The 11,257-nt window shown below is 63.8% G+C and carries 11 protein-coding genes and 1 pseudogene; all 12 read left to right on the forward strand.

Annotated features, from left to right (window positions below; translation table 11 throughout):
• A complete protein-coding gene (locus EH240_RS19625) occupies positions 1-951 on the forward strand; it encodes a PfkB family carbohydrate kinase (protein WP_125001531.1) in 951 nt (316 codons plus the stop codon).
• 89 nt (positions 952-1,040) lie between these two features.
• On the forward strand, positions 1,041-2,186 hold the full coding sequence (locus EH240_RS19630) for an ABC transporter ATP-binding protein (RefSeq protein WP_125001534.1): 1,146 nt from the start codon (positions 1,041-1,043) through the stop codon (positions 2,184-2,186).
• A 120-nt stretch (positions 2,187-2,306) separates the two neighbouring features.
• Positions 2,307-3,554 (forward strand): ABC transporter substrate-binding protein, encoded by a 1,248-nt coding sequence (locus tag EH240_RS19635; RefSeq protein ID WP_125001537.1) that lies wholly within the window; start codon positions 2,307-2,309, stop codon positions 3,552-3,554.
• A 139-nt stretch (positions 3,555-3,693) separates the two neighbouring features.
• Positions 3,694-4,590: a carbohydrate ABC transporter permease gene (locus tag EH240_RS19640; RefSeq protein WP_125001539.1), complete on the forward strand. Its 897-nt coding sequence runs from the start codon at positions 3,694-3,696 to the stop codon at positions 4,588-4,590.
• A gap of 5 nt (positions 4,591-4,595) precedes the next feature.
• Positions 4,596-5,438: a carbohydrate ABC transporter permease gene (locus EH240_RS19645; protein WP_125001542.1), complete on the forward strand. Its 843-nt coding sequence runs from the start codon at positions 4,596-4,598 to the stop codon at positions 5,436-5,438.
• A gap of 207 nt (positions 5,439-5,645) precedes the next feature.
• Entirely contained in the window at positions 5,646-6,467 is an 822-nt protein-coding gene (locus tag EH240_RS19655; RefSeq protein ID WP_125001548.1) for a sugar phosphate isomerase/epimerase family protein, read from the forward strand.
• Positions 6,468-6,472: 5 nt separating this feature from the next.
• Positions 6,473-7,549: a Gfo/Idh/MocA family protein gene (locus EH240_RS19660; protein ID WP_125001551.1), complete on the forward strand. Its 1,077-nt coding sequence runs from the start codon at positions 6,473-6,475 to the stop codon at positions 7,547-7,549.
• Positions 7,549-8,367, forward strand: a complete 819-nt coding sequence (locus tag EH240_RS19665; protein WP_125001554.1) for a sugar phosphate isomerase/epimerase family protein — start codon at positions 7,549-7,551, stop codon at positions 8,365-8,367. The genes EH240_RS19660 and EH240_RS19665 overlap by 1 nt, the downstream gene beginning before the upstream one ends.
• Positions 8,367-9,191, forward strand: a complete 825-nt coding sequence (locus tag EH240_RS19670; protein WP_125001557.1) for an alpha/beta fold hydrolase — start codon at positions 8,367-8,369, stop codon at positions 9,189-9,191. Before EH240_RS19665 ends, EH240_RS19670 begins: the two co-directional genes overlap by 1 nt.
• Entirely contained in the window at positions 9,191-9,913 is a 723-nt protein-coding gene (locus EH240_RS19675) for a ribulose-phosphate 3-epimerase (protein WP_125001559.1), read from the forward strand. Before EH240_RS19670 ends, EH240_RS19675 begins: the two co-directional genes overlap by 1 nt.
• Positions 9,913-10,950 (forward strand): ROK family protein, encoded by a 1,038-nt coding sequence (locus tag EH240_RS19680; RefSeq protein WP_125001562.1) that lies wholly within the window; start codon positions 9,913-9,915, stop codon positions 10,948-10,950. The genes EH240_RS19675 and EH240_RS19680 overlap by 1 nt, the downstream gene beginning before the upstream one ends.
• A pseudogene (locus tag EH240_RS19685) lies at positions 10,943-11,023 on the forward strand (ATP-binding cassette domain-containing protein); the annotation flags it as partial. The gene EH240_RS19680 and the pseudogene EH240_RS19685, both read left to right, overlap by 8 nt.
• Positions 11,024-11,257: the final 234 nt, after the last annotated feature.

Below are 11,257 nucleotides of genomic sequence, written 5' to 3' on the forward strand. Positions count from 1 at the left end.
ATGCCCACCGTCCCCCCGATCCTCGGCTTCGGCGCTATTGCGATCGACGACATCGTCTATGTCGATCAGCCGTTGTCGGCGGGCAAGGGGAAGGTTCTGCAAAGTACCCGCGCTTTCGGGGGAAATGTCGCGACGGCGCTGGCCGCCGTCGTGCGGCTCGGCGGAACCGCCGGGTTCGTCGGATGGCTGGGCAGTGCCGCGGACGACGCCGTGCTGCGCGATCTCGTTGCGAGCGGTGTTGAAACCGCATTCGCGCCGCGCCATCCCGACGCGCGACCGGTGCGCTCGCGGATCACCGTCGGCTCGGACGGGGAACGGTTCATCGCGTATGACGACGATGCGATGCTGGGCACCGCTCCGGACTTTCCGGACGATATCCTCAGCCGCGCGACCGTCCTGATCGTCGATAGCTACGCGATCCGGTCGCTGGATGTCGTGGCTCGGGCTCGCGATCTCGGCCTTGCGATCCTCGGCGATATCGAATGGAGCAGCGGCCCAGCCACGGAGCGGCTGATCGCGCTCTGCGACCATCTCATTCTTCCACTCGGCTTTGCGCGGACTGCCACGGGGTGCCGATCGCCGGCCGAGATGCTCGATGCATTGTGGTTGCCGTCGCGGTCCGCTGTGGTTCTGACCGATGGTGGCAGGGGCGTGTACTATCGCGGGCGTGAAGAGACAGGTCTCTGGCACCTGCCCCCGCACCGGGTTGTGGTCGTCGACTCGACCGGCGCGGGTGACTGCTTTCATGGCGCCTATGCCCGTGCATTGACGCGCGGGGCCGACACCGCAGGCCGGGTGGCATTCGCGGCCGCGGCGGCGGCCGTTTCGATAACGGGGCGTGGCGGGCGCGAGGCGCTTCCGACCGACGACCAGGTCACGGAACTCCTGGCATCGACGAACGCTCCGTCAGCAGTCGAACTGAAATATGCGCAGATCGATACTGGAACATAGCCTGAAACTATCCGAGGAAATATTTCGCAGGTTACCATAAGCCGAGGAGAATTATAAAAGTCAGTGGCTTATACTTGTGGAGGAGGAAGATGGCAGAAGTCATTCTTGAGAATATCTGCAAAACCTACGGTAACAATTTTCGCGCAATCGACCAGTTGAACCTATCGGTCGAGGACGGCGAGTTCTTGATTCTCGTCGGGCCGTCCGGCTGCGGCAAATCCACCGCGTTGCGAATGATCGCCGGATTGGAGGACATCACCAGCGGCAGCCTTCGGATCGGCGGAGTCGACGTCGTCGACATGCCGCCCAAGGACCGCGACATCGCGATGGTCTTCCAGAGCTACGCGCTCTACCCGCATATGACGGTGTCCGAAAACATCGCCTTTTCGATGCGGCTGGCAGGCAAGCCGAAGGCCGAGCGCAAGAAGCGCGTGGACGAGATCGCCAAAACCCTTCAGCTGACGTCTTTGCTGGACAGCAAACCCGCGAACCTTTCAGGCGGACAGCGTCAACGGGTTGCCATGGGCCGTGCCATGGTGCGCGAGCCGGCCGCCTTTCTCATGGACGAACCCCTTTCCAACCTGGATGCGAAACTGCGTGTTCAAATGCGCGCCGAAATCACCAGCCTGCAAAAGCAGCTCGGCGTCACGACCATATACGTGACCCACGACCAAATCGAAGCGATGACGATGGGGGACAGGGTCGCGGTGTTGAAAGGCGGCGTGCTGCAGCAGGTCGACACACCCAAGAGACTCTATGAATCGCCGGTGAATGCCTTCGTTGCCGGCTTCATCGGTTCTCCTTCGATGAACCTTTTCGAAGCGACCCTGAAGGGCGGCGAGCTCGTTTTTCGCGACTTCGCCATCCGGCTGCAGGATGCAGCGTTCGCCGGCAGGCCGGGCTTGCGGTCGTATGAGGGGCGCAAGATCGTGTTCGGGATCCGACCGGAGGATCTTTATGACAGCAGCCTCGAATCCGGTCGCAAGTATCAGACGATACCCGCAAAGGTGACTTCGATCGAAGAACTCGGCTCTGAACATATCGTCCACCTGAACATCGACGCGGTCCGGGTGGACTCCGGCGATCCGGACGCGGTGGACGATTTTGGCCTGGCATCGAACGCGGTGGCGAGATTCGAGCCGGTCAGCGCCGTCCACTCCGGTTCGGAAATCCGGTTGGCCCTGGATGATGCCAAGTTCCATTTCTTCGATCCCGAGACGCATCTGGCGATCTGAAGATCTGCGGCAGACCGCAGGCGAGAGCGAGGCGCCTGCGAAAGATACTCGCAAGAAGGCTTCTGAATAAAGCAGACGATCGTCCGCATTGTGCGGTCGATCTTAAAGAAGGAGGAGAAAATGACGTTTCGGATACAACCCGCGATGCTGAAAATAGCCGCGGCCGCATGGTTGCTTGGCGCAACCGGCGCCATGGCGGACACGACGCTGGAATTCACCCAATGGTGGGAGCCCGAATTGCCGGCCGGCTCGCTCAGGGCAATCATGAATGACTTCGAGGCTGCAAACCCCGGAATCAAGGTGACGCTGGTCAGCGGCCCCTATGCGACCACGCGAGACCAGATCTCGGTTGGTGCTGCAACTGGAACGCTTAGCGACGTCGTCGGTCTCGACGGCGCCTGGGTGAACAATCTGAACGCGCAGAATGCGCTCGCCGACATGAACCCGATGATGGATGCGAGCGGGTTCGACAAGACCCAGGTCGCGGACATCATCAAGGTCGACGGCAAGGCGGTGATGTTTCCCGTGGCTTCGTTCGTCTATCCGGTCTTCGTGAACATGGACCTCGCCGCCCAGGCAGGCGTGACCAAGCTGCCGTCGACGCGCGCGGAGTTTCTCGAAGCCGCCAAGAAGATGACGCATGCCGACAAGAACCAGTATGGCTGGGTGCTTCCCTTGTCGCTGCAAACGCCGTCCGGTGTCCAGAACGACCTGATGTCGTGGGTCTGGGCATCGGGTCAATCGATGATGGCGGACGGCAAGCCCGCTCTCGAGGGCAAGCCGGTCGTCGATATGCTCACCTTCGTCAAATCGCTGAACGACGCCGGCGTCATCTCGCCCGGCATTGCCACCAAGACCGAGCAGGAAAAGGTCGAGGAATTCGTCAACGACCGGGTCGGAATGATGATCGACTCGCTCGCGCACGTGAACCTCATCCGCAAACGCAATCCCAAACTGAACTTCGACCTCATCCCGGTCCCGGTCGTGGAGAACTATAACGGCAAGCGCGGCCTTCCCTATGCCTCCTGGGGCATCGGCATCTCCGCGGGCTCGAAACATCAGGAGGAGGCCTGGAAACTTGTCCAATACCTGATGAGTGAAAAGGTGAACGCCAAGCTCGTATCGCTTGCCAACGCCTTCCCCGGCAACGTCAACGCCAAGCCCGATTTCGTGACCTCGGACAAGGCTTTCGGCAAGGCTTTCGAGATCTTCAAGACCGGTTATCTCGCCAACGAGTTCACGGGTCTGCCGGTGGCTGAAGACCTGATGACCAAGTTCGACGTGGAAGCCCAGAAGATGCTCGCCGGCGAGCAGTCTCCGGAACAAGCCTCAGCCAACGCTCAAAAGGGCTGGATGGCGAAATTCTGAGCGGCCTGTTCCCCGTTTGCTATCTTCCACAGGGTGGCCTGACTTCGGGCAGGCCACCCGTCAACAACGGATCGGCAATTTGAGATGGACCTGTTTCCGAAGCTCGCCTTCTCTTGAAGGCGTATCCCAAGGTTGGCACATGACTCGGCAGAAGCGCTCCCACCATAGACTGAAACGAGCGGTCGCACCCTATCTCTACCTGTCGCCCTCGCTCCTCATAATCGGCCTTCTGATGCTGCTGCCGATGGTGACGGTGATTGCGTATTCGTTCCAGAACAGCGCGGTGCTGCGTCGCGACCCGTCCTTTGCCGGACTGAAACACTACCAGGCGATCTTTGCCGATCCGGTGTTCTGGGCCTCGCTGTGGCACACGCTCTACTTCACATGCATGAGTGTCGTCTTCCACATGACCATCGGCATGGTCTTCGCACTCATGCTGAACAGCGACCGCATCAATCCGACGCTGCGCAATATTCTGCGCGTGCTCTACATACTGCCTTGGCTGTTCACCGCAGTGATTATCGCCGTGATCTGGCGCCTCCTGCTCGAGCCGAACGGTGTCGTGAACAGCGTTCTCATGCAGATGGGCATCATCGGTTCCAAGGTCGAGTGGTTTTCCTCGCCCGAGACCGCACTGCACGCCGTCACCTTCGCCAATATCTGGGCGGGCTACCCGCTTTTCATGGTCAGCCTGCTCGCAGGCTTGCAGGGCATTCCCAAGGATTTCTACGAGGCCGCCGATATCGACGGGGCGAAGGCCTACCAGAAGCTGATCTTCATCACCATCCCGCAGCTGATGCCGATCATCATCAGCATCTCGCTGCTCGACTTCATCTGGACCATGCAGGTCTTTCCATTGATCTGGATAACGACGGGCGGCGGCCCGATCTACTCGACCGAGGTCCTCAGCACCTACACGTATAAGCTGGCGTTTTCGAGCTACAACCTGTCGCAGGCGTCGGCGAGCGCCGTGGTCATCCTGCTGATCTCTCTCGGCCTGACGCTGTTCTACATCCGCTATCAAAAGGCTCGGTAGTCACCATGAGGAAAAGGCATACGCCGAAAGACAGGCTGATCACCGTCGCGCTGCATGTCGCGCTTGCAGCGGGGCTCTTTTTCGCGGCCTTCCCGATCTACTGGATGCTGAGCAGTTCGTTCAAATCGAATACCGAAATCTTTGCCCTGCCACCAACCATCCTGCCGAAGGCCTTCACGCTGGAAGCGTATGCAGCCATCCTTGGCGACCCGGTGAAGCTGCGCTTCTTCTTCAACAGCTATTTCGTGGCGGGAGTGGTGACCGTGCTAACGGTGCTGATCGCCTTGCTGGCGGCCTATGGGTTCAGCCGCTTCAACTTCCGCGGCAAGGGCAGCCTGAACACACTCATCATCAGCACGCAGACGATTCCGCCGATCACACTCTTGATCCCCTTCTTCGGGCTTGTCGTCTCATATGGTATCTTCGACACCTACGTCGCACTGATCCTGACTTACCTGGTGTTTACGCTGCCCTACGCGATCCTGCTGATGACGGGATATCTGAACACCTTGCCCCGCGATCTCGATGAAGCGGTGGCTGTCGACGGAGGCACCAGTTGGACAGCGCTTTGGCGGGTGATCGTCCCGATTTCACTGCCTGGTATCGTGGCGACGTCGGTCTACACCTTCCTGTTGTGCTGGAACGAATTTCTCTTTGCGCTGACGCTGACGAAGTCAACGTCCATGCGCACCGTCCCGATCGGCATCCAGCTGTTGATGGGGCAGCATGCCTTCGAATGGAACCAGATGATGGCGATGAGCGTGCTCGGCTCGCTACCGCTCTTGCTCATCTACCTCGTTGCCCAGAGGTTCTTCCTCGCCGGCATGACCGCGGGCTCGGTCAAGTAGGATGTCCATCCCAAGGAGAACCGAAGGAGCAGGCCCCCGCGTATCGCAATCGATGATTGGGTCCTGTCTGCTGGCAGGCGACATCGCCGCGGCCGCGGCCGTCGTCGCCGTTCCGCCGATCGTGCTCGTGCTGCTCTTCCCGCGCCACATCATCGAACGGCTGACGCAGGGCGCATCAAGGAATAGGCGGTATCAAGGAATGAAAGGATGAACGTGAAAGACCTCAAAGTCGGCTGCCAGACCTTCACCTGGGAAATGCTGGGAGACCGGTTCACCGGCGGTCCCGACGATCTGTTGAAGGCGATCGCCGATGGCGGCTATGCCGGCATCGAGATCACCGACACCATGATCGGCCGCTATGCCGCCAGACCGGCGGAGTTCGCGACGGCGCTGAAGGCGACGGGGCTGACGCTCGTCTCCTTCGCCTTCGGCTCGAAAAGCGGTTTTACGCGGAAGGACCAGATCGGCGCCGACCTGGAGACAGCCAAACGCTGGATCGATTTTGCCGCCGAATTCCCGGGCGCGCTTGTCTCGATGGGTTCGGCGACCGTCGTCTCCGACGGTCCGCGCGACGACAAGTTCGCGATCGCCGCCGAGATCTACAACAGGGCCGGGGAACTCGGCCGCCAGGCCGGAGTCCAGGTCGCGCTGCATCCGAGCTCGCACCACAACACGCTGCTCTTCGATCGCGCGGACTATGACCGCATCTTCTCCCTGATCGACGCCTCGCTGGTGGGCTGGGTGCCGGACACGGGCCACATATTGCGCGGCCATCGGGACATGGCCGATACCCTCACCACCTATCGCGACCGCATCCGCTACGTGCACCTGAAGGATGTCGATGCCGCAGGCACCTGGGCGATGCTCGGCAAGGGTATCTGCGACACGGCAAAGGTGATCGAGATCGCGAGTGCTGCACCCAACTTCAACGGCTGGCTGGTGCTGGAGGAGGAATCCGAAACCGCCGCCGCCGATCCGGCCAAGGCGGTCAAGACCAACCGCCAGACCATGCGGGGCTACGGAGCCTGAGACGAATGATTCGCAAGCAAGACCGTCGCCTTCGTGTTGGTGTGCTCGGCTGCGGGCCGATCGCGCAGTTCGCCCACCTGGAATCCTGCGTGAAGGCGAGCAATGCCGACCTCTATGCGATCTGCGACGCCGCGCCTGATCTGCTCGCGCGCATGGGCGCGACCTATGAGCCGGAAAAAATGTACAGCGACTACGACGCCATGCTCGCCGACCCGCAGTTGGAGGCGGTGATCGTCGCCACCTCGGATGCCTATCACGTGCCGATGTCGATCAAGGCGCTGGAGGCCGGCAAGCACGTTCTGTGCGAAAAGCCGATCGGCGTCTCAGTCGAGGAAGGCGGGAAGCTGGCCGAAGCGGTCAAGCGTTCCGGCAAGGTGCTGCAGGTCGGCCACATGAAGCGCTTCGACCCGGCGCTGGAAGCGGCGCGCGATTTCGTCCGTGACGAGATGGGGGAGATCCTGGCGCTGAAGGCCTGGTATTGCGATTCCACCCATCGCTACACCAATACCGACGCCGTGCAGCCGCTGCCCATCACCAGCAAGCTGGCGAAGAAGCCTGGCGGCAACCCGAAGGCGGATTTGAGACAGTATTTCATGCTGGCGCATGGCTCGCATCTGGTCGACACGGCGCGCTTCCTGTGCGGCGAAATCCGTGCTGTCCGCGCGCGCCTCAACGAGCGCTTCGGCGCCTACTGCTGGTTCGTCGAGACCGAATTCGCCAATGGCGCGCTCGGCCATCTCGACTTGACGGTCGCCGTGCGCATGGACTGGCACGAAGGCTTCCAGCTCTATGGCGAGAACGGCTCAGTGATCGCGAAGACCTTCAATCCCTGGTACTTCCGGGCGAGCGAGGTCGATATCTTCCACGAGAAGGACGCGACCTCGCGCAAGCCGCTCGGCGCCGACGGCCACTTCTTCCGGCGGCAACTGGAAGGCCTCGCCGACACCGTGCTCAACGGCGCGCCGCTGCGCGGCGCCACTGTCGAGGACGGGCTCGCCTCGATCCGCGCCATGGTGGCGATCGCCCGCTCGGTCGAAAGTGGCGAGCGCGTCGAGCTTGCCAGCGTGACGGGAGCGGTCTGATGCAGGTCGGGGTGTTCGCCAAGACCTTCCCCGGCAACGACCCGGCCGGCGTGCTTGCCGCCGTGCGCGACGCGGGCTTCGCGGTCACCCAGTTCAACCTTGCCTGCGCCGGCCTGCCGTCGATGCCGGACGACGTTCCGGCGGAGGCGATCCACGCCATCGATGCCGCCGCCAAGGCTACCGGCGTCGGTCTCGTCGCGCTTTCGGGCACCTACAATATGGCGCATCCGGACAGCCGGGTGCGCGACGACGGGTTGCGCCGGCTGGCCGTCGTGATCGAAACAGCAGCTAGGCTTTCGATCCCGCTCGTCACGCTCTGCACCGGAACGCGCAATCCCGACGATCAGTGGGCGCATCATCCCGGCAATGCCGATCCATCGGCCTGGGCCGACATGGCGCGCGAGATGGAGAAGGCGCTGCACCTTGCCGAGCGTCATGGCGTCGATCTCGGCATCGAGCCGGAGCAGGCCAACATCGTCACCTCGGCCGACGACGCCGTCCGGCTGATTACCGAGATGGGCTCGAAGCGTCTGAGCGTCGTGCTCGATCCCGCCAATCTGTTCGAACAGGCCAGCGCCGACGAAGCGCGCACCATCGTCGCCGGCGCGGTCGATCGCACGGCCGGCCATATCGCGCTCGCGCACGCCAAGGATCGTTTCGCCGACGGACGCTTCGCCACGGCCGGACAAGGCGTTGTCGACTTCGCCGACTTCATCGCTCGCCTGAAGGCCACCGGCTTCGACGGCCCGCTGGTGACGCACGGCCTTTCGGCCGAGGAAGCGCCGGGCGTCGCACGTTTGCTCAAGGAGTTGGTGTGATGGCGGGCCGGATTGCGCTTCTTCGCGACGGCGCGACGCTGTTGGGCACGGATACGGGCGAAGGTCCGGCAGTGGTGTTCCAGCACGGGCTGGGCGGCGGCGAGGCGCAGGTCGCGCAGACTTTTCCTCCCGGCTTCCGCCGCATCACGCTGGAATGCCGTGGCCATGGCGGCTCCGGGCTCGGCGAGCGGCGGCCGTTCTCGTTCGAAATGTTCGCCGATGATGTGCTCGCCGCCGCCGACCAGGCCGGACTCGAGCGCTTCTTCGCCGGCGGCGTCTCGATGGGTGCCGCGATTGCGCTGCGCCTCGCCTGCCGTCATCCGCAGCGCGTCGCCGGCCTCGTCCTGGTGCGGCCGGCGTGGACCTTTGCCGCGGCGCCAACAAACATGCAGCCGATCGCCGAGGTCGCCGAGCTCATCCTCGGACACGGGACCGACAAGGGGCGGACTGTCTTCGCGCAATCCGCGACCGCCGCACGGCTCTATCGCGAGGCGCCCGACAATCTTTCCTCGCTGCTTGGCTATTTCGACCGGCCCGACGCCAAGGCGTTCGCGCAAGTTCTCGCCAATATCGCCGGCGACGGACCGGGGGTTTCCGAACGCGACGCTGCCGCGCTCGACATTCCAGCGCTGGTCGTCGGCAACGAAATCGATGCCGTGCACCCGCTGTCTGCCGCATACACGCTTGCTGCCGCGATGCCCAATGCGGTCTTCGCCGAGATCACACCCAAGGCGCGCGACAGCGCGAAGCATTTCGGCGAGCTGCATACGCAGATCGCCACCTTCCTCCAATCCCACTCGCAAGTCCGGAGCCTCATTTCGTGATGACCACCAAACCCCTCTCCGGCCCCGCGGCAATAGCCGCACTTCCGCGCGACCGGCTCATCGGCGAGTTCTCGCTGTGGTCGGCGGATCTCGCCAATATGGAGCGCGACCTGAAGCGCATCGAAGCCCATGCCGATCTGCATCACATCGACGTCGCTGACGCCCGCTTCACCCCGGGCTTCCTGTTCTTCCCCGACCTGGTGGCGCGCATCGCCAGGCTGACGGCCAAGCCGATCCACGTGCATCTGATGGTCGAAGCCGACATCGTCGAGGCGCAGACGCGCCAGTTCATCGAGGCCGGCGCCGATCTCGTCACCATCCATGCCGAGAATGGCGAGGCGGGCTTACGCGCAGTGAAGTTGGCGCGTGAGCTCGGCGCCGAGGCCGGCGTGGTACTGCGGCTGGAGACGCCGGTTGACGCGATCGAGCCGTTCCTGCCGGACGTCGCCTTCGTGACGCTTCTCGGCACCTCGATCGGCGTCAAGGGACAGGGCCTGTCCGAAAAAGCCTGTCCGCGCCTGATCGAGGCGCGCGCTCTGATCAGGAAGGCCGGCCGCGCGGCCGACATCCTGCTCGCCGCCGATGGCGGTATCCGCCACGAGACGGTGCCGCTGCTGCGCGCCGCCGGGGCCGACACGGTGGTGCTGGGCTCGCTCGCCTTCGGCGATCCGGACCTCGCCCGACGCATTGCCTGGCTGCATGGGCTGAAGGCCGCCGCTTGATGAGCACGATCGCCCTTGCCTTCGACCTCGGCGGCACGGAGCTGCGCGGCGCGCTGGTCGAGCGCAGCGGCGACGTGGTCGCGCGCGTCTCGGCGCCGACGCTTGCCGGCGCCGGATCTGAAGCGGTGATCGGCCAGATCATCACGCTGGCGGACAGGCTGCTCAAAGAACACCCGCAGTCAAAGGTCAGTGGCATCGGCATGTGCGCGCCGGGGCCGCTCGACCCCAAGGCAGGGATCGTCATCGGGCCGCCGACGCTCGCCGGCTGGCACAATGTGCCGCTGATCGACATTCTCAGCCGGCAGTTCGGCCTGCCGGTGCGGCTGGAGAACGACGCCAATGCCGCGGCGCTCGGCGAATGGCGCTTCGGCGCCGGCCGCGGCTCCGGATCGCTGGTCTTCGTCACCGTGTCGACCGGCATCGGCGGCGGAGTGGTCGCCGACGGCCACATCTATCATGGAAGGCGCGGGCTCGCGGCCGAGATCGGCCACATGACGATCACCGGCGAGGGCGACCGCTGCTTCTGCGGCAATGTCGGCTGCTTCGAGGCGGTGGCCTCCGGCACAGCGCTCGGGCGCCAGGCGACCCGGCTCACCAGGTCCGGCGACGGCTCGATGCTCAGGCGCCTTTCCAATGACGGCGACGTTTCCGCCCGCCATGTCATCGAGGCCGCGCGCACCGGCGACGCCAGCGCCCGCGACCTCGTCGAGACGGAAGCGCGGTGGCTCGGCATCGGCTTCACCAATCTTCTGCATCTCTATTCGCCCGACCTGATCGTCATGGGCGGCGGCCTTGCCAACGGCTTCGACCTGCTGGCGCCTGGCATCAGGGCGACTGTGGAGGAGCGCGCCATGCAGGCCTATCGCGACGTGCCGATCGTGCCGGCGGAACTCGGCGATCGCGCCGGGCTGGTCGGCGCGGCAAGCCTGATCCTGTGGGAGGGCGAGCCGGGCACGGCGCTGGCGATGGTGCAGAACGAGGAGACCAAGGGCGGCGCCGGCGAAAAGCCCGGCGCCAGGGAGGCAAGCCATGGCTGAGCTTAAGCTGCGCGGCGTGCGCAAATCCTACGGGTCGGCGGAGGTCATCAAAGGCATCGACCTCGACGCCCGACGTCTCGGTTGTGGTGCAGGCCGAAGGCGGCGACGCCACGCCACTGCATACGCCGGTCACCCTCGATATCGCGCCCTCCGCCTGCCATCTGTTCCGGCCGGAAAGGCCGGCGTTGGCGGCGCTGTAACGGGCCTGAGGGCCGAGATCATCGAACGGATGAAGGAGAGCGGAGGGAATTGAGGCCGCTTGTTTCCTGATCGCCGGTGGCCGGTGTGGCCTTGGCCTGAGGACGCG

The organism is Mesorhizobium tamadayense, from assembly GCF_003863365.1.
GTDB lineage: Bacteria > Pseudomonadota > Alphaproteobacteria > Rhizobiales > Rhizobiaceae > Mesorhizobium > Mesorhizobium tamadayense.

Bases quoted from the DNA above. Each gene is read 5' to 3' on its own strand.
- EH240_RS19625 (WP_125001531.1), top strand. From the start codon at position 1: ATGCCCACCGTCCCCCCGATCCTCGGCTTCGGCGCTATTGCGATCGAC.
- EH240_RS19640 (WP_125001539.1), top strand. From the start codon at position 3,694: ATGACTCGGCAGAAGCGCTCCCACCATAGACTGAAACGAGCGGTCGCA.
- EH240_RS19655 (WP_125001548.1), top strand. From the start codon at position 5,646: ATGAACGTGAAAGACCTCAAAGTCGGCTGCCAGACCTTCACCTGGGAA.
- EH240_RS19635 (WP_125001537.1), top strand. From the start codon at position 2,307: ATGACGTTTCGGATACAACCCGCGATGCTGAAAATAGCCGCGGCCGCA.
- EH240_RS19630 (WP_125001534.1), top strand. From the start codon at position 1,041: ATGGCAGAAGTCATTCTTGAGAATATCTGCAAAACCTACGGTAACAAT.
- EH240_RS19670 (WP_125001557.1), top strand. From the start codon at position 8,367: ATGGCGGGCCGGATTGCGCTTCTTCGCGACGGCGCGACGCTGTTGGGC.
- EH240_RS19665 (WP_125001554.1), top strand. From the start codon at position 7,549: ATGCAGGTCGGGGTGTTCGCCAAGACCTTCCCCGGCAACGACCCGGCC.
- EH240_RS19680 (WP_125001562.1), top strand. From the start codon at position 9,913: ATGAGCACGATCGCCCTTGCCTTCGACCTCGGCGGCACGGAGCTGCGC.
- EH240_RS19645 (WP_125001542.1), top strand. From the start codon at position 4,596: ATGAGGAAAAGGCATACGCCGAAAGACAGGCTGATCACCGTCGCGCTG.
- EH240_RS19675 (WP_125001559.1), top strand. From the start codon at position 9,191: ATGACCACCAAACCCCTCTCCGGCCCCGCGGCAATAGCCGCACTTCCG.
- EH240_RS19660 (WP_125001551.1), top strand. From the start codon at position 6,473: ATGATTCGCAAGCAAGACCGTCGCCTTCGTGTTGGTGTGCTCGGCTGC.